18 protein-coding genes and 2 pseudogenes are annotated in these 18,090 nt (G+C 39.0%); 1 reads left to right on the top strand and 19 read right to left on the bottom strand.

Annotated elements, in window-relative coordinates; all coding sequences use genetic code 11:
• Positions 1-25: 25 nt before the first annotated feature.
• The 17 genes and pseudogenes from AUF14_RS03485 to AUF14_RS03395 form a co-directional block, all read right to left on the bottom strand.
• The gene (locus AUF14_RS03485; protein ID WP_002359817.1) at positions 26-526 is read right to left on the bottom strand and encodes an antirestriction protein ArdA; all 501 of its coding nucleotides are present in this window, start codon (positions 524-526) and stop codon (positions 26-28) included.
• A 12-nt stretch (positions 527-538) separates the two neighbouring features.
• The gene (locus AUF14_RS03480) at positions 539-760 is read right to left on the bottom strand and encodes a hypothetical protein (protein ID WP_002298822.1); all 222 of its coding nucleotides are present in this window, start codon (positions 758-760) and stop codon (positions 539-541) included.
• 4 nt (positions 761-764) lie between these two features.
• Positions 765-902 carry a DUF3789 domain-containing protein gene (locus tag AUF14_RS03475; protein ID WP_002359816.1) on the bottom strand — a complete coding sequence of 46 codons (138 nt, stop codon included), beginning with the start codon at positions 900-902 and terminating at the stop codon, positions 765-767.
• Positions 899-2,083, bottom strand: coding sequence for a MobT family relaxase (gene mobT / locus AUF14_RS03470; RefSeq protein ID WP_002359815.1), 1,185 nt, complete (start codon positions 2,081-2,083; stop codon positions 899-901). The genes AUF14_RS03475 and mobT overlap by 4 nt, the downstream gene beginning before the upstream one ends.
• A 255-nt stretch (positions 2,084-2,338) precedes the next feature.
• Entirely contained in the window at positions 2,339-2,593 is a 255-nt protein-coding gene (locus AUF14_RS03465; protein ID WP_049220684.1) for a hypothetical protein, read from the bottom strand.
• Between the two features lie 24 nt (positions 2,594-2,617).
• A complete protein-coding gene (locus AUF14_RS03460) occupies positions 2,618-3,760 on the bottom strand; it encodes a DNA cytosine methyltransferase (RefSeq protein WP_102865877.1) in 1,143 nt (380 codons plus the stop codon).
• A gap of 44 nt (positions 3,761-3,804) precedes the next feature.
• A pseudogene (locus tag AUF14_RS03455) lies at positions 3,805-4,185 on the bottom strand (ATP-binding protein); the annotation flags it as partial.
• A gap of 101 nt (positions 4,186-4,286) precedes the next feature.
• Positions 4,287-6,161 carry a group II intron reverse transcriptase/maturase gene (gene ltrA, locus AUF14_RS03445; protein WP_002330681.1) on the bottom strand — a complete coding sequence of 625 codons (1,875 nt, stop codon included), beginning with the start codon at positions 6,159-6,161 and terminating at the stop codon, positions 4,287-4,289.
• Positions 6,162-6,787: 626 nt separating this feature from the next.
• Positions 6,788-7,771: pseudogene (locus tag AUF14_RS03440) on the bottom strand (FtsK/SpoIIIE domain-containing protein); the annotation flags it as partial.
• A 68-nt stretch (positions 7,772-7,839) separates the two neighbouring features.
• Positions 7,840-8,193, bottom strand: a complete 354-nt coding sequence (locus AUF14_RS03435; RefSeq protein WP_002349676.1) for a type II toxin-antitoxin system RelB/DinJ family antitoxin — start codon at positions 8,191-8,193, stop codon at positions 7,840-7,842.
• Positions 8,194-8,568, bottom strand: coding sequence for a YdcP family protein (locus tag AUF14_RS03430; RefSeq protein WP_002297365.1), 375 nt, complete (start codon positions 8,566-8,568; stop codon positions 8,194-8,196).
• A 12-nt stretch (positions 8,569-8,580) separates the two neighbouring features.
• A complete protein-coding gene (locus AUF14_RS03425; RefSeq protein WP_002330684.1) occupies positions 8,581-8,895 on the bottom strand; it encodes a YdcP family protein in 315 nt (104 codons plus the stop codon).
• A 112-nt stretch (positions 8,896-9,007) separates the two neighbouring features.
• Entirely contained in the window at positions 9,008-12,241 is a 3,234-nt protein-coding gene (fss3, locus tag AUF14_RS03420; RefSeq protein WP_071875996.1) for a fibrinogen-binding MSCRAMM adhesin Fss3, read from the bottom strand.
• A gap of 146 nt (positions 12,242-12,387) precedes the next feature.
• A complete protein-coding gene (gene tnpA, locus AUF14_RS03415; RefSeq protein ID WP_028020983.1) occupies positions 12,388-12,855 on the bottom strand; it encodes an IS200/IS605 family transposase in 468 nt (155 codons plus the stop codon).
• Positions 12,856-13,064: 209 nt separating this feature from the next.
• Positions 13,065-13,721, bottom strand: a complete 657-nt coding sequence (locus AUF14_RS22430; protein ID WP_028020892.1) for a hypothetical protein — start codon at positions 13,719-13,721, stop codon at positions 13,065-13,067.
• A gap of 359 nt (positions 13,722-14,080) precedes the next feature.
• Positions 14,081-14,428, bottom strand: coding sequence for a 50S ribosomal protein L19 (gene rplS, locus AUF14_RS03400; RefSeq protein WP_010746105.1), 348 nt, complete (start codon positions 14,426-14,428; stop codon positions 14,081-14,083).
• 142 nt (positions 14,429-14,570) lie between these two features.
• Positions 14,571-15,182: a helix-turn-helix domain-containing protein gene (locus tag AUF14_RS03395; RefSeq protein ID WP_227656323.1), complete on the bottom strand. Its 612-nt coding sequence runs from the start codon at positions 15,180-15,182 to the stop codon at positions 14,571-14,573.
• 241 nt (positions 15,183-15,423) lie between these two features.
• Between AUF14_RS03395 and AUF14_RS03390 the strand changes: the two genes are divergently transcribed.
• Complete coding sequence (locus AUF14_RS03390) at positions 15,424-16,698, top strand: ISL3-like element IS1476 family transposase (protein ID WP_016252543.1); 1,275 nt, start codon at positions 15,424-15,426, stop codon at positions 16,696-16,698.
• 120 nt (positions 16,699-16,818) lie between these two features.
• On the opposite strand, the gene trmD is transcribed toward AUF14_RS03390, so the two are convergent.
• Together trmD and rimM are read right to left on the bottom strand one after the other, a co-directional pair.
• Complete coding sequence (gene trmD / locus AUF14_RS03380; protein WP_016180745.1) at positions 16,819-17,559, bottom strand: tRNA (guanosine(37)-N1)-methyltransferase TrmD; 741 nt, start codon at positions 17,557-17,559, stop codon at positions 16,819-16,821.
• A complete protein-coding gene (rimM, locus tag AUF14_RS03375) occupies positions 17,546-18,070 on the bottom strand; it encodes a ribosome maturation factor RimM (RefSeq protein WP_016180744.1) in 525 nt (174 codons plus the stop codon). The genes trmD and rimM overlap by 14 nt, the downstream gene beginning before the upstream one ends.
• Positions 18,071-18,090 lie beyond the last annotated feature (20 nt).

Here is an 18,090-nt window from a genome sequence, read left to right as displayed (position 1 = left end):
GCCATTCAAGTTGAATGGCTTATATTTAGATTGGATATTCAAAAATACCTCGATTAGTAACTAAATAGTTTCCCTCAATCTCCAAGTCGCGAGCAAAAGAGGAATAATTGAAATACCTTACAAAATTTTCTGGAGCATCTCCTAAATACCCCTCATTTACCATTTGATAAGCTAAATCTTCCATATCATTACAATCTGGATAATACACAATATCATCCACATGCTCCACCATTTCCTCGAAAGAATTAAAGAAAGCGTGCTGAATCTCTGAAGCAACCTCACCAATTGGCGTTCCTTCTAATTCCTCCGCTAAGCCACACAATCGATTAATTTCCTCAATTGATGTATACTCATCAATCTCAAAGGGTAGTTCATAATCATGAATCGCATATTCTTCATAATCATCATTTAACCCAATTCGTTCTTTGACTTCATCAAAATCGACAGGTGGAGTAAACCACGCCCCCACCAACTCTCCTTCATTGTATTTTCCAAGGTTCGCAATATAAACACGCATCTGCTCCATCGTGATTCCCCCTTATGCACCAACAATTCGGTTAAATAAATTGAGTAAGACATCCTTCACACCAGAAGCATTAAAGACCAAACCTACCGCAATCAAGGCAATCACCAAAAAGCCAATTAATTTAGAAAACTCCCGCTTAAATCCTAAAAATAAACCAATGACTACAATCGCTAGTAAGACTAAGGATTGAGCATTGGTCAAAAACCATTGATATAAATTTTGTCCAAAATTCATCTCGTCACTTTCCTTTCTTTTCCATTACTCGGTCTGCTGCTGTACTTGCATGCATCAAGCACATCACAGTAACACCAAGCATACTGCCACCAAATACCAATAAAATATCTTTTACAATTCCCATCAAAATTCCTCTTTTCATACAATCAAATTTTCGATTGCCATACTTTGTTGTTCCAAAATTTTTTTATGCTGGTCTGATAACCGTGCATTCCGTACCATATCCTGGATATACGTTGTCTGATTCAGCCGATCCAATTCCTTTGCCATCTTCCACGTAGGGGCGACTTGACGTCCAAGCCAATTCAAGGTTCGTTCAATGGTATAAGGTTTCGGTTCAGAAGTTAATTGAATTTCCTTCCGATTCCGTCCAATAAAGCGACCCCATTGTTCATTCAAGGGCCAGTTGGTTCGCCGTTTGCCTTCCACCTTATCCGCAAATCGCAAGTAACGATTGATAATAGAAAACGTGGTGCTCTCAATGCTACGACCTTTTAACAAATCTTGAATCGCATGATAAGCACGGTCATTTTTCAGTCGAATCTCAAAACGATTTTTCGTCTCAGTCTGGTCTAATGGAATCCCTAACTTGATATATTGCTCGTAATCTTTTTCGTACAAGCAGAAATAAACCTCACTCTTGAGACTGCCGATATATAAGGTATTTCCCATGCCATCCTTTTCATCAGCTTTTAAAAGTTCCCCGGAACGATAACTTTTAAAGGTACGAAACAAGGAGATACATTCTTCCTTCTGACATTTTTTCGTTAAATCAGAAATATCCAGTAGCCCCACTCGATCATTGATTGCCAAGTCCAAGCGTTTCATCACACCACCGGTTTTTAGACAATCTTCGAAAAAGTCGTACCAGCTACGCTTTTGAGCGAGTAAAAAAGTTTCAAACTGCCGGCAACCACGACCCTTTAATTCCAAAAGAACACCTTTATCTTCTTCATGAGACAACATCACTACAATATCTCCCATGACATATTGTTCCTGATAGGAGTAAAAGGCGTAATCTTCATGAAGCATATACTCAAATTTCAGATGGAGAAGCTCTTGAATAATCTTCCGCACATCCGTTGTGGAAAAACGAATCCTTACATAGTCAAACAGTAACGTTAAAGGTAAATCGGGATTAAAACTTTCCAGTTGGTCAAAAATTTTTCTCATGGTTTTTGTAGAGGCAGTTACGCCACCGTTTTCTATCAGATTTAAATAGGTCCGACTAAGCCCACAAGCGATAGCTAATTTATTTTGTGAAACACCATATTCATTACGTCGGTCTTTTAATAATCGATAATCTAAATTCCGTTGTGCCAAGTTCTCACCTCCAAATTCAAGGTGTTAACTTTTTTTAATGAGTTAACACCTATGCAAATTACTTAATATCCTTGCTACACCAATAATTCTTAATGATTACTTGCTCATTTTTTGTGTTTTTGTACCCCCCTGTTAGATACGGGGGGTGAGACATCATGGCCGGCTAACGCCGTCCATGAACAGGCACAGCACCACGGAGGATTTCTGCTTCGCAAATCCCCCGCGGTCAGCGCCTATCAGTGGTTTATCTGGTTGTCACTCCGCGCTAATGCCCTCAATTTCCAACTCTGCTTTTATCTCAAACAAGTACTGACGTATATCCGGTTCTTTCGCAAGGTCCGCAATCCGTTCAAGTTCCGTGATTACTTGATTTAGTTCAATTCGAGCATCGGTTTCCTCGTCCATTACATATGAATCACCAGGGACTTTCACCCCATTTTTGCGAATATCAAAATTGAGCCGGTACAGTTCTTCTTCCAATTCCGGATCTGACTGAATCTTGCCAATCACCCAATAGACTTCCCAAACAACTCATCATAAATCATCTATTTTTACCTCCTTTAATCTTCTGGCAATATCAAAAATGACCGGAACTGTTACAGAGTTTCCGGCCTGCTTATACAACTGACTATCTGAATTGACTTGAGAAGCTCGGTCAAAAGCCCAGTCCGGAAAACCCTGAAGCCGCCAGCATTCTCTAGGTGTTAGCTTCCGAATCTGGTACTGATCTGTGACGACTGCTTGTTGGTCTCCTGTTAGTAAGGTATGCACACTTTGTTTTCCCAAACGGCCTCGACGACTTGTGGAATTAGGAAAAGCCAGGTTCACACTGTCCCCTGGCTTTACCTCTTGATATTCTGTTTTATTTTTCCGAATCATAATCTTCGTTCCCCTTTGTTTCGTTGACAAGGTGGGAGCTGTTCCGGTTACCTCATAGACCCGATTTCCTTGTTCAAAATTCCCCGGCAACATACCCGCTATAGAAATTCCCTCGTTCGTGGGTAAGGCTATTTTGATTCCTTCATCACCAGTTAAGGTGGGCGCTACCCCATCTGAACCATAGACTTGGCCACCCATGCCTCGATTGGAAGGATTGATATTTAACAAGTTTCGGATGTTTTGATCAGATGTTGGAGACGCTCCAATGATAGGAAATACTTGTTCGGTACATGCGTCTCGAGAATGTCCGATAAGGAAGACCCGCTCGCGGCTTTGGGGAACGTAGGCCTTTGAGTTAAGCACTTGCCATTCCACATCATACCCCAGTCCATCCAGCGTTCGGAGGATCGTCTCGAACGTAGCCCCTCCTTCGTGATTGAGCAATCCCCGGACGTTCTCAAGGAATAGAAACTTAGGTTGGAGAAGAGTGGCGAACCGAGCGATTTCAAAGAATAAAGTACCTCGAGTATCGGAAAATCCTTGCCGCTTTCCCGCAATTGAAAAAGCTTGGCACGGAAATCCGCCGCAAAGGATGTCCACTGGTCCGAGGGATTGAACAAACTCGTCTGATACACTTGTGATGTCATGCATTTCCACCTCCTTCCTTGTATCATGAATTGCCTTATAACTCCGCCGAGCAAATTCATCAATTTCACAAAAGCCGATACACTGGTGACCCGCTTGTTCCATACCTAAGCGAAAGCCACCAATCCCGGCGAATAAATCTAAAAATGTCATAAATCACCTCAATAAAAAAGCCTAGAATTATTGATACTCCTAGGCTACATACTATTATTTTCTCTTTCCGTATTAACGCTTAATCCAACAATATCGCTAATTTCCCTCAAGAAATCATACCCTTTTGGTACAAGTGGCGTATAAAACTCACTAATCACACTCCCTCCTGTATCCACATATCCTCGACCTTTGATGCGTTTCATGAAGAAATTTTTATCAACTTCCCCAAACATCATGGAATACCCGAGCTCACTCATACGCCCCAAAGCTACACGAAAGTTGAATTGATCGCGAATCCCATCTCCTAAATATTTCGCATCTGGTCTTTGACAAGCCAAAATCAGAAAGAAACCAGACTGACGACCTAACATCACAATTTGCTTGAGCTTATTCAAAATCACCGCACTTTCCTTTGTTGTTAACATTTATAGCGATAGGTAAGAATTTGATATAATCTCCATCTTTTCCCCCGCTCCACACCGTACGTGAGACTTTCACCTCATACGGCGTTCCATCTATTTATTTTCTATTGAATGTTTTGCAGATTACACATCTTTCGATAAAGGTTGATTTTTGCTATTTGCTCTGGCACCAGTTTCAGTTCATGCACGTAGTGATCGATTATCATTTTATTTGTTGTATGGATCAGAAGATGGATATCCTTATGAATAATTCTCAAGTTATCGAATTTGTCGTCTCCACCAAGACTTTTTGGCAAATAGTGATGACAGTGAACGGCTTTTGCTGGCAAAAATTGTTTTGTAATCTCACACTTGCCTGATTTCATTGAGTAACGAGATATTCTACTATCTAAATACTCAACCGTTCTATTCGGTATTTTCGATTCCATCAATTTTCTTAATTCTTGGAACACAAGAGACTGTAGGCTTTTGTGCTCCAATCTTTGACGACCAAACGGAGTAAACGGTGTATCCTCCGTATTAAATCCGTAAATTGTTTTTGTAGATACGTCGCAAAGAGGGTACAAATAGACTCCAGCTACTTTATACGTTTTCATCGTTGTTGAGTAAAACTTTTTGTAAGTTGGGGAAGCTTTGTTGGGGTAACATCTTGTACTACAATTTGATAATCGGTTGTAAGTAGTGAATGAAAGAACGTAGTTCATCCTATTCAAATCTAAATTAATATGAGTGGCATACCTGAAATAATTATGAACACCGAGCACGAGAGCATTAAACAGGAGAGCATTTTGTGCTGTAGGACTCTTTTGAATATCTTTGATTCTTTGTTTAATCTCTTCTTTAATCTGATCCTTTTTTTTGTTAGAAATACGTGAATTACAAACCCATTTTTTCCCTTTTTGTTTCACGCAAATAGCGAATCCTAAAAATTCCGACTTACATTTACGCAAATTGACGATTTTAGACTTCTCATTGGAAATATCTAATTTAAGTCTGTCTTTTAGGTAAAGCTTGACAGCGTGGAACCATTTTAATGCTGTCGGATAATCATTAGTCATGATTTTAAAGTCATCTGCGTACCTGACAATATAGCCTTGCTTTAGATTTGTATCTCTTAGAGCACGAAATTTATTGTAACCTTTAGTATAGGGATACTTTGTTTCAAAGGTATGCCACTGCTTTGAGACCCAATGGTCTAAGTCGTTTAGAACAACATTAGATAATAGTGGAGAAATGATACCTCCTTGGATCGTTCCTTTGCTCGGGATACCTTCTCCTTGAATGGGTGATTTCAGAGATTTTGAAAGAATAGCTAAGACTTGTTTGTCACAAATTCCTATATTCCATAATTGTTTTATCAGTAAACGGTGGTTTACATTATCAAAGAAACCTTTGATATCAATGTCTACTGCATAGTGCATTTTACTGATGTTTATGAGATACATAATGCGACCTAGAGCATGCTTTGCACTTCTCAATGGTCTGAAACCGTAGCTATGTTCATAAAACTTAGCTTCACATATTGGCTCCAGTATCTGCTTGAACATCTGTTGGATCATTCGATCAATCATGCATGGAATTCCTAATGGGCGTTTCTCACCATTGGGTTTAGGTATCATTACTCGCTTTATGGATTTTGGTTTGTAATTTTCTAAATGACTGAGAATAAGATGGATAAACTCTGCTTGGTTCATTTCCTTATAGTTATCAATTGTGAAGGAATCCGTTCCTGGTGTCGAAGACCCCTTGTTTGCCTTGATAGTACGGTATGCTAAAAGAATATTATTTTCAGAAATGATTAACTCATATAATTGATAAAACTTTTTCCCGTTTCTACTTTGAGTAAATAGCTGATCGAATGTTTCTTGTAGATCATAATATTCCCAGTAACGTATTTTTGTGTTCAAGCGTGGCACCTCCATAACGGATTTTCCCACGTTCTTACCAGATCCTTGAACTTCATCTGTTTCAACATTCATTGTTATTAAATAGACTTAGGGCTATCCCTCCACATTTGTTAGACGCTTCATCGGTACTGTGCCCTTACTTTCACAGAAACAAAGCAATTTCGTTATTACTTATATGCACCTATCTAGAAGTAGTCATTTAATTGATAGTTTTCTGCTTACATCGTTCCAATGTTTTTAGCTATCATGTATAACCTTAGGTATCTACTATGAGCCTGTGAAATTATAGCTTCTTCGTTAGCTATCCCGATTTTCATATCATGGAACCTTACTTGTCGGTATCTCACCATACGTCCGTATGTTCCTATCTTTCAATAAGATCAGCCTTTTAGACCCGTACATTCGCAGATTCGTCAGTCATTTTCAGACATTCTTACCATAGTTATCTTTTTCAGCCGCCCGCCCTATAGTCAGCCTTATGCTCAAGCACTTAGGCAGATTTCAGACGACTTCACCTAGCTTCATACCAAAACCAATCTACTTCATTGATTAGAGCATGTAGGAGTATTAGCGGGGATGTTTCAGCTCAACTTGAAGGCTTTCATTCCATCTCTCAAAACATTAGTTGTCACTATTGATAATCTCAATAGGCTTCCATTTCACATCTATTCGATGCTTGTAGGAAAACGATTCGCACCCATATAAGCCACGTATTCATCAAAGATTAAAAAGTTGGGCGGAAGTCCGAGATAGGCATAATTCTCTCCTGTTTTGTAGTTGGGCATTTCTTTCATTGACCTACTACGAGCCATCATGCGTTCGTAAAAATCTTCCACACATTTAGAAATTTCTTCTTTTTGAGAATAGACATGAGGCATTACCGTACCTAAATCGGCGAGGTCCGCATTTTTGGGATCGAGGATAAACAATTCTGCATCTGACTTCAATAGTGCTTGAATAATGGTGAGTAAGAAATAGGTCTTCCCACCACCTGTGCCACCAGCGATTAACATATGAGGCAAGGAATCATACGCCCATACTTGATTTTTCATCAATCGCAACGTCCCATTTTCTGCCACTACTTCTTCTATCCCAATTCGATTGGCAATCATATCGTATAACAAGGTGTATTCCACATAGGAGTCTTTGAGTTCCTTTTCTACTAACTCACAATACAGTCCGCTTTCTAACTTCTTTTCCAACTTCAATAGCTGATCTTGATATTTTCCCAGTGAAATTTGAACGCGAATAGACAGTAAGCCATCTTTCATTCGATAATAAACTTTGGGGAAGTAACTGATAGTCTCTTTGGTTCGACTCCTATTCAAATCTTTGAAAAAGCCATCACTTTGAGTTTGCTTCACTTCGTACCAATGGTTTTCTAGAATCATTCTGGCTAGCTTTTGTCGATTCCACAAACTTCGCCAATGATCAGGAAAAAAATGAATATAAAGCAACATCATACTTCCTGAAAGAGCGAGACTTCCAAGCAGACATACTAAATCTTTCATGGACCAAGCGATTTCAATAGTGGAAAATGATACCTTAGAAAGACCAAATTGTCTAAGCTCTGGAAAATAAAAGACGCCCATCCAACCGATGAATAAGGCACTTAGCCAGCCAAGAACAAAGTGATAAATCAAGTGTTGATCTCCTGCGCGTATGCGATGTCCTTTGTACATTTTGATGATTTCTACCTCCAGTCGAAAAAGCCCAATAGGATTTCATTGGGTAATTTCAAAAAGTTATGCTAGTCATTTACTACTACGGGAAGTTGTTTCGTTTCCACCAATTGTTTTAAAAAGCCTTCAATGGCATCCGGCATCTCCACACCGATTTCTTCCAAGACAGACTCTGCCTGTCGACATAAACTTTCATTTACCTCGACAACCATAAAGAAAGACTCTTCTTCTCCTAACCAATCCGGTATATCAAAGTCTTCTTTGGCATCGTTACCTACTTCCAGTAACCCTTGATGCATAATCAGAAACATTTTTTCATCATAGGTTAATGCGTTAGTGAGTTGTTCCTCCGTTAGCTCACCTTTTCCATATTGATCGAGACAATCTAAAATATGTTCAACATTAATTTCCATAATCTTCACCTATTTCTTTCTTTCATTTTGGTTCGTAGGATTTCCTTGATTCGGCTGCCGCTTCAAGACTAAATCATCTGCTTTAATAAACCAATTAACGGTAGTTCCTTCTCGAAAAACATAATTGGCAACGGTATCCACGATTGGATTGACCAACTCTACCTCTGCATCATAAGCAAACTCGCGTAAGGGTACATTAGCCGGGATACTAACTTGAATCATTCGCCCTTGTGCAGAGGATTTTAAATTATAGGTTCGTTCTTTTACCTCATTACCAATTGTTCCATCCTCATTTTGCTTCCGTACTTCTCGGCGTAATGCGGAAAAACGCAACTTCCCAAATGTTAAACCTGAATCTACGACAATACCTTCTGTTAATCTCATCTTCTTTTCCTCCTATGCTTTCACTAAATCATCAACATACAACACGTAATCAGTAAACCCACGATTCTCAATCTCATAGCCTTTGGCAACCAAATGGGGATTCACGGCTTTTAGCGGTTGGTCTTGATCAAAATCCTTTTCACCGGCTTCCGCAGCTACTACCACCTCAATATCATCGGCCCGTTGCTTACTGGAATACAAATGATAACTGCGACCAATCACCGTAGTATTCCGTCCATATCCTTCTGTTAAAACTTCGCCTTCTCCGGCATAACTTAACTTTCCAAAGGTTTCAGCCATATCTGGCACGACAAATTTCAATTCCATCTTCTTTTCCTCTTTTCATTGTTAGTTTTGGATACAAAAATAGCGCGACTACTTTTTTAGGAGGCGGTCGCGCACGTTGGTTCTTAGGATTTACTTGTATCATCTCATCACCTTAGTTCCGGCGATTCCAGAAATAATAGCCCGCCGTCGCAAAAATCAAAGTAAAACCAATGAACAGTAACACATTGGAATTTTTCTCCCCAGTTTGAGGGAATGTCTTCACTGTGAGACTAGATTCTTGAGAGCCACTTGGAACAGTTGGTGTTTCCGGTTGTTTCGGCGTACTTAGTATGGTTGGAACTTCTTTTGGTGTTAAGGTTTGAGATTTTTCTTTCAAATCTTCATTGTGTTTTCCATTGATAGTCCCATCTTTATCGTAATTGATTTCCGCAAAAGTAAACTTGGTTCCTTCTGGATATTTTCCGGTATCTACTTTTTTCGCAAGCACAGTTTTGGTGAATTCTTTATCATTTACTTCATACTCAATCTTGCCAGATTTCCAAATTTCTTTGTTTGTACCATCCGGTAATAAAGCATACAGAATTGTTTCGAAAGCTTCTTTTGAGCCATCCAGTACATCATGAGTAATCGACACATCATCAAACATATCCACCACATCACCGTGAGTAAAGGTCTGAGAACCGTTTTCTAGGTGGGCCTTTGTTTGGATCGAAACATGACGTTCCACCGTACAATTAACAGTTTGGGCTTGATTATTCAAGCTAACATCCTTCGCTACTGGCTTATCGCCTGCTTCAAAAGCTTCCTTATTTTCATACACATAGTTGAATAAGACAATAGTTTTATTTAAAACTTGTTCGGCGGTTAATTTATGCTGAATTTTCCAAGTTCCTGTTTTCTCTTTGTTCGCCAACGTTGCGCTTGTTTCTGCAATCACCACTGGTTTGGCTTTTTCATCTTTTTCTTGGGCAGCTTTTGTCGCATCCACATCAATGGCTTGCGCTACCACATACCAGTCTTCTTTGATTTCATGTAGATTGTAACTCAATTTATCAACTAGCTCGGTAGAATCCAGAGAAGTTAATTCTTTGTTTCCGTCTTTCCAAGTCGCAAGAGAAGTTAAACTATCTTCTTCCTCAGGCAAATCATAGAGCATTAAACGGTTCAAACTAACAGAAAATGCTTTGTTCGTCAGCTTCTCGTAAGGAACGGTCACCGTTTTAATTGGTTGTTTTTGGTCTTGTTCGGTAATGGTAAAGACATACTCACTCTTCACAAAGTCTTCTTTGTTTTCCTTAAAAGTAGAACGGATTTCTAATGGCGTAATCTTTTGAAAACCTTCTGGGGCTTCTACTTCTTCAAGTAAATAATCCCCATAAGGAAGATTTTCAAACTTGCCATAACCATCAAACCCTAATTGCTCGTTATAAGCTGTGGTCGCTTCATCTTCGGCACCTGTGATTTCATTGGTCCCTTCCAATGGCGACACTTTAAAGGTCAGATCATTGAAGCCAGTTTCGGCAGTGCCAGCGGCTGATCCGGCAAATTTGAAGAAATCAAACCCAAAACGAATAATCTGTTCTTTTGCCGTAACATCTCGGGTAATCACGGCATTTTTTTCGTTATCATCTACTTTTTTGATAGAAACAGGATACTTCGTTTCATCCAAGGTATATCCTTCAGGTGCTTTGGTTTCTTGCCAGTAGTACTCGTTGATGGCTAAGTGTTTAACGGCAGCTTGATTCTTTTCATCTAAAGCCAGAGTCACTGTTTCATCAGAAGCTTTCGTTCCCTTTACCATTTCTGGTTTAAAAGCTTCACTCCATTTAACCGCTTTTCCATCCTTAGCAGTAAACAAGGTATATTCAGTCCCCTCAAAGACTGCCTTACCTTGTGCTTTATCCCCAGTATCTTTGTCTTCTTTCGTCAAAGTGGTTTCGCCAGTGACTTCTTGATTTTGCCCTTTTACGTTACTGGTAACAAGGGCTACGGTTTGATTGGCATACTTCAATTCGACTTTTACAGGTTTGAACGTATTCACGAACCCATGACTAGCTTTAGTTTCGGTCACATAATAGGTTCCCAATTCCAACGCATTAGCAATCTCTTTTGGTGTTTCCGCATGACCGTTTTCATCCGTGGTCATTTCTTGAACGATTTCACCGGTTGGACTGTCTTTGCGAATGGCAAACGTATTACCAGCTAAGGAATAATTGTCATTCCAAAGATCACTCCCTGTTTCAACTCCGCTTTTATCCAGAATGATTTGACCTTTTTCCTGTGCGTTTTTTGAAGTCACGTAAATGGTTTCACCTGCTTTAATGGTGGTAGTCATGGGGGTGGTATCAATCGTATAAGGCGCCGGTACTGATTTTTCGGTAATGGTTACCTTTGTACCATGAGGAATCTCATCCAATGTAGCAATGCCTTCTTTGTCAGTAGTCACGTCTTTTGCAGGTAAATTTTTTCCAAAGTCTAAATGGAAAACCGTTCCTGGTACAATAGCACCTGATTCTTTATCAACTTTTTTGATTTTTAAAGAACCCTCGGTTTCTACATCAATTTTGACCGTGTAAGTGTTCGGTTTATCAATCGCCCCAGCCATCAGGGTTTGTTGGCCAACCTTTTTATAGGCGACAGGTGTTCCGGTGCCAGCAGATTTCTTAAGCGTCAGCACACCACTTTCTTTTGAACTCGCATTTGGGGTGATTATCAACTGATTGCCATTCACACGATAATCAATGTTTGCGGTATTTTCCACCACTTCATCAAACTCTGACAAATTCAGATTATTCGTATCCGTCATAGTAGTCGATTGCCCTAATACTATTTTAGCCGTACTATTATGGAAGCTTGGTTTCTTCTGATAATCGGCAATGGCTTGATTGATTTTTGCCTCAATGGCTGCGATATTTACGGCACTACCATTCAATCGTTTGATTGAGTGAAGGGTATACCCATTAACTTCTTGCCAGATCATCTTCTGTGCCACAATATGAGTATCTACATCTGTACCGGCTTTTTTCCATAGAACGGAAACTAGTTTCGCTTTCTCTGGCATATCAGGCAATGGATTTTTCTCATAACCCGGCGTGAACTCATTGTCAATTGGGACTCCTGGCTCAATACAGAAAATATCTTGTTTCACGCCGTTGTACACAGCATAATGTGGAACAGTGACTTCTGACATTGGACGACCGTCACTGAAAGTTCCTTCAACAACATATTGATGCGCTAAATCTAATTCAACCGTCACTGTTTGTGGATGAGTAATTTCATCAGCAAAGACAATCATAGGACCAATCGCTCCTACAATTGTTTGATCCAGACCCAACAAAGCTAAAGCCGCAAACAATCGCCATTTTTTAAATCTCGGTTTTTTCATAAAGTAAAATCTCCTTTCGTTTTTTGCAGTAACACATCCACCCGTGAGAACGGGTGGCTTTTTAACACCTCTAGAAGAGGTCACTACTCGCCTACTCCATAAATGGAGCTTTCTAAAAGACCACCAACCGCTCTTCGCTCGCTACTTTATTTCTTTTTCTTCATTTTGAATGGATCAACGTATTCTCGTTTACTTATACTATCTCGGATTCGATCATCTGATTCTTGCTCTCGTATATATTTTTCAATTGTTTTCTGGTTCAGACCGACTGTGCTCACGTAATACCCCTTTGACCAGAAACTTTTATTTCCATATTTATAGACTAAGTTTCCATGCTGCTCATGGATAAGCGTCGCACTTCTTCCTTTCAAGTAGCCCATGAACTGCGAGATACTTATTTTTGGTGGTACTTTTACCAACATGTGAATATGATCTGGCATTGCGTGTGCTTCGATTATTTCTACCTCTTTCATCTCGCAAAGCTTCCTCAAAATTCTTCCAATATCTTTTCTTAATTCCCCATAGATTACTTTTCTTCTATATTTTGGGGTGAAGACTATGTGATACTTACAATTCCATCTAGTATGTGATAAACTTTTGTCGTCTTTAGACATAGAAAAACTCCTTTCGATAAAATAAGCGGTTGGTAGCCACTTATTAGTATATCGAAAGGAGTTTTTATCGCTAAAGCTATTCCATCCACGCGTAGAAGCGCGCGGTTTTCTTGTTTCGTACGCTCCGCGAACGAAACTGACTAAAGTCATTAAATAAAAAAAGACGTTCAAATTTTTAGTTTTGAACGTCTTTCTTAAATTTGATACTATTAACTTTTCTTTCGAGATAGATTATTTCTTTGTTTATAAATTTTGATTTTACGATAATCAAATCCAATTTCTTCCATTAATTCCTCCCAAGTTTTATTTGTCCTTCTCAATATTGTTATCGCCGAAGGAAGCTTATCCGATTTTGATAGCTTACGAAATTTCGTCATCGATAAATCTTCTTCAAGTCCTAATCGAATAATTTCTTCCCTAAGCTCCATCAATAATTGAAAATTAGTTAACAAATTTTTCTCTTCCTTTTTTCTAAATAGTGGTCGTACATCACCAACTATTTTTTTCAACGTACTTAGAGAAGGGACATCTCTTCCAACTGCTTTTTTTTCGTAATTACGCTGTGACCGAATTTTTTCATCACTTATAAACTTTTCTACTATTTCAATCAATTTGTCATATGGCATCTTAGTCCATTTTCCATAATCATTTTTTTTAAGTCCAATACTATCTAGTAAGTTGTCCCATGATCCATATTTCTGATTAATGAACCAAATACTTGGTGACTCATTGGGGTATTCTGCTAGCTTTTTTTGGTATTGTCTTGTAGATGTAATTCCGTGTTTTTCGATAAAATTATTAATTGTTAAAATCAATTTTAAGTCACTTTGGTTCTTCCAAATAATTCGACCATCAATCTTATCCATTAATGAATCTCCTAAAAAAAATTTAGAGAATATCTATCACAACAACTTTTTATCACCAAAGTATATGTTTTGCCTTTTTTTGAGAACTGACACCTTTTTATCCTAAGGGGTTAAAAACATGATAAATTCGGTAAATGTTTTGGTATTTTTCGTATTATATTTGCAGTCAAGTTGACTACTAAATTTTGTCCTATTTTGACGACACTGTTAGTCAATATCGGACAATCTAGGGGAATATGAGTAAAAAATAGCCCAAAACAGCCAATTCAGGCTTAAAACTGCGATAGAGAAAAAAGAAAAAGCCCTTGATATACAAGGACTTTTCACAGATTTTAGAGATTTCAGGAGTTTTTCCGTTATTATCTTCTAATTTCTTTGATACGAGCTGCTTTTCCGTGTAATGCACGTAGATAGTAAAGTTTTGCACGACGCACTTTACCGTAACGAACAACTTCGATTTTGGCAACACGTGGAGTGTGTAGTGGGAAAGTACGTTCCACACCAACACCGTTAGAGATTTTACGTACTGTGTAAGTTTCGCTGATGCCAGCTCCACGACGTTTGATAACAACGCCTTCGAATAACTGAATACGTTCGCGAGTTCCTTCGACAACTTTCGCGTGAACGCGAACAGTGTCCCCAGGACGGAATGCTGGGATATCAGTACGTAATTGTTCTTGAGTTAGTTCTTGAATCAATGGATTCATCTTTATCATTCTCCTTATTCCAAACATTCATAGGACCACCTGTCCCAGCGGAATATCGTATAATAGATGAGCTTTACACTCACCTGAATATTCTAACAGAGGAACTTCTATCTGTAAAGATAAAATTCTTGTCAGAAGATGATTATTTCAATTTCCGGCGTGTTTTGATGAAGTGATTCTCCGCAAAATCAAAGCTGTCTTCACTAACATCAATTGTCAATCTGCGGGTAAGAAGCTCATTTTGAGTGATATTGATCAAATAATAGATTCCCTTTTCTTTAATTAAATAGTATTTGCTAGGATCACGCCAATGATCCTCCACTTCATGGATACCCGGAAGCAGTAAGAAATCGACAATCTTTTCTTTATTCGACATTTTTCTTTTACGGTATAACTCACAGATTGTTTCCGCGTTCGGAAATTTTTCTAATACGATTTGATCTTCCAACAAAGCATTTCCTTTAGGCTTTGTATAATTCGAGCGATCAATTGATTGTTTGATTAAGTGATTATCAATCGGTTCCTGATCATTAACTAAATAATCAATGCTCACTTGAAAAAGCTGGGCAATTCTCTTTAAATTATCGATATCTGGAATTCCGCGGTTGGTCTCCCATTTGGCAATCGCCTGTCTTGATACCTCTAGTTTTTCTGCCAAATCCTTTTGCGATAACTCTTGCTCTAATCGCAGTCGTCTAATTTTTTCTCCACTAAGCATCTGCTTTCCCCCCACTACCTTTTCTGATTCAATCATACAATTAATCAGTCGGTTATAGGAAGAAACTCTTTGTAGCAAAATAGTTACGTAACGTAACAAGGCTGATTTAATAGCATTTAATCAAACCACTAAAAGAGGGTTCTATAATATTTTGTGTTGGTGGAAAATCGAAGGCGATTTTCTACTAACACTTTTTTCTTCGTTTCAACTCAAAAAGAGACTCACTTTTGGTAAAATTTAGTCGACCAAAACGTCACCCTACCAAAGGAGTCTCTCAATGGATAATCATACTAGAAAATTACTCGGATTAACAGATAAACATTTATTTTTTGATGAAGAATGGCTGATTGAAAAAGAATATAAAGGCGTTCAAGCGCAGTTTATTAAAGGAAAATTGGATGACTCTCCTTCCTGTTGTGAACACTGTCGATCGGTTCGTATTATCCGCAACGGTTCCTATACGACACGCACTCAGATGTTGAAAGTCAAAGAAAAGTTAACTATTTTAGAATTAAAACGTACCCGTTTTCTCTGTCATGATTGTGGAAGGACCTTTTCTGCGAAAACGGACTTAGTTGATGAACATCATCAACTAACAAAGGAACTGAAGCAGGCGATTCTCATGGAACTGTACGAAAATCAATCACGTAAACTAATCGCTAAGAAGTACTTCGTCTCGGATGGGACGGTGACACGGATCTTGCGTGAAGCAACGAAGCATTACCAGCCACGTATGAACTTCCTTCCGACGGTGTTATGCATGGATGAGTTCAAATCAATGAAGTCTGTTTCTGGTTCCATGAGTTTTATTTGTGTTGATGGAACAACCAATCAGCTATTTACGATCCTTGAAGATCGTAGACTTTACAAACTAACTCAATACTTCCTGCGCTTTCCTAGAAAAGCTCGTTTAAAGGTCAAGTACCTAGTGATGGACATGAATGCCAGCTATTGTCAGCTGCTTAAAACGGTCTTTCCAAATGCGGAGATCGTAACTGACCGCTTTCATATTGTCCAACATATCAATCGCAGCTTCAATCAATTGCGTGTCCAGATCATGAATCGTTTTCGAACCTCACACTCTGAAAATCAGAAGAAGTACCGTCGGCTCAAGCGATATTGGAAACTCTTACTCAAAGATTCCACGACATTGGAGCCACTCAAAAGACATTATCACCGACTGTTTAAACGACCGATTAGTCAAACAGAAATCGTCGATGAACTGTTAAGCTACAACGAAGAATTGCGAACAGCGTATCATTTTTGTCAATTATTACGCTATTATTTCGTTAAACGAGATACGGAAGGCTTTCAAGAAACCCTTAAAACAATTTCATCTACGTTACCTCAGTCGTTTAAAAAGAAATTTACGATCTTCCATCGCTACCAATCGGGTATTTCAAATGCCTTTAAGGTGTCCCACTCAAACGGCGTCACTGAGGGGCTGAATAACAAGATCAAGCTGATTAAACGAATTGCGTTTGGTTATCGCAACTTTTATAACTTTCGGGCACGGATCTATTTACAACAAGGTCTGATCTTTGAAAACTAAAAATATGCGGCGCACAGAACGCGCCGCATATCGGACTAAGTTTTATTCAAATTTGTCTTCACCAACACGATTTGACGAAGAGCCTAAAAGAGCCCTTGATATAAAAGGGCTCGACATACACTATTGTTCTTCTTGTTTGATCTCTGCTAAGAATTTTTCCATCTCAGGAGTCAATTCTAATTTTTCCAACATATCTGGTCGACGCAAATAAGTTCGGCGCAATGATTCTTTTAATTGCCATGCCTCAATCAAACGATGATTGCCGTTCATTAAAACTTCTGGAACTTTCATCCCCGCAAATTCAGCTGGTCGCGTATATTGCGGATGCTCCAGCAAACCTGTGGAGTGAGAATCTGTTTTTGCCGAAATCTGATTGCCTAACACTTCTGGTAACAGACGAACAGTTGCATCGATCATTACAACAGCGCCAAGTTCACCGCCAGTTAAAACATAATCGCCTAGTGAAACCTCATCAGTTACTAGCGAGCGAATGCGCTCATCATAGCCTTCATAATGTCCACAAATGAAGACTAATTGCTCCTCCTGTGAAAATTCCTCCGCCATATTTTGATTGAAAGGTTTTCCGGCAGGATCAAGTAAAATAACTCTTTTTTTCTGCTCACCGGTTTCCTCTTCAATCGCCTTTAAATTATCATAGATAGGCTGTACCTTCAGCAGCATACCTGCGCCTCCACCATATGGATAATCGTCGACTTGCATATGTTTATTCCCCGAATACGCTCGAAAATCATGGACATTGATCTCCAGTAACCCTTTCTCAATGGCCTTGCCGATGATCGATTCTCCCAGCGGACCTTCAACCATTTTTGGAAAAAGTGTCAGTACATCAATTCGCATCATCCAACAACCCTTCTGGAATTTCAACATGGACGATTCCTTCCGTTAAATCAATGTCTTTAACGACTGATTCGATGTAAGGAATTAATGCATCTTTTTGCCCTTTACGCTTAACTACCCAGACATCATTGGCTCCAGGAGATAAAATTTCCGTAATCTTGCCGATTTCCTTATCGTCTTCATCTACAACCGTTAATCCGATGATCTCATGGTAGTAATATTCATGTTCATCCAATTCCCTCAGCTGTTTTTCTGAGATTTTCAGAATGCCGTCGCGAAAGGATTCAACATCATTGATATTTGGATAGCCTTCAAAGCTAAGCAAATCAAAATTTTTATGTCGGCGATAACTTGCGATGGTTAGTGGAAGAACATCTTGCTTTTCGCGAAATAAGAAAAGCTGCTCCCCTACTTGGTAACGTTCCTCCGTAAAATCAGTCGTAGAAATCACGCGAACTTCACCGCGAATTCCGTGAGTATTGACGATTTTTCCAACTTTGTAATAATTAGTCACGTAGTTTCCTCTTTCTTTTC

This window comes from Enterococcus avium, assembly GCF_002891025.1.
GTDB lineage: Bacteria > Bacillota > Bacilli > Lactobacillales > Enterococcaceae > Enterococcus_A > Enterococcus_A avium.
The sequence above is the reverse complement of the archived record's forward strand: the minus strand, read 5'-3'. Positions and strand labels throughout refer to the sequence as shown.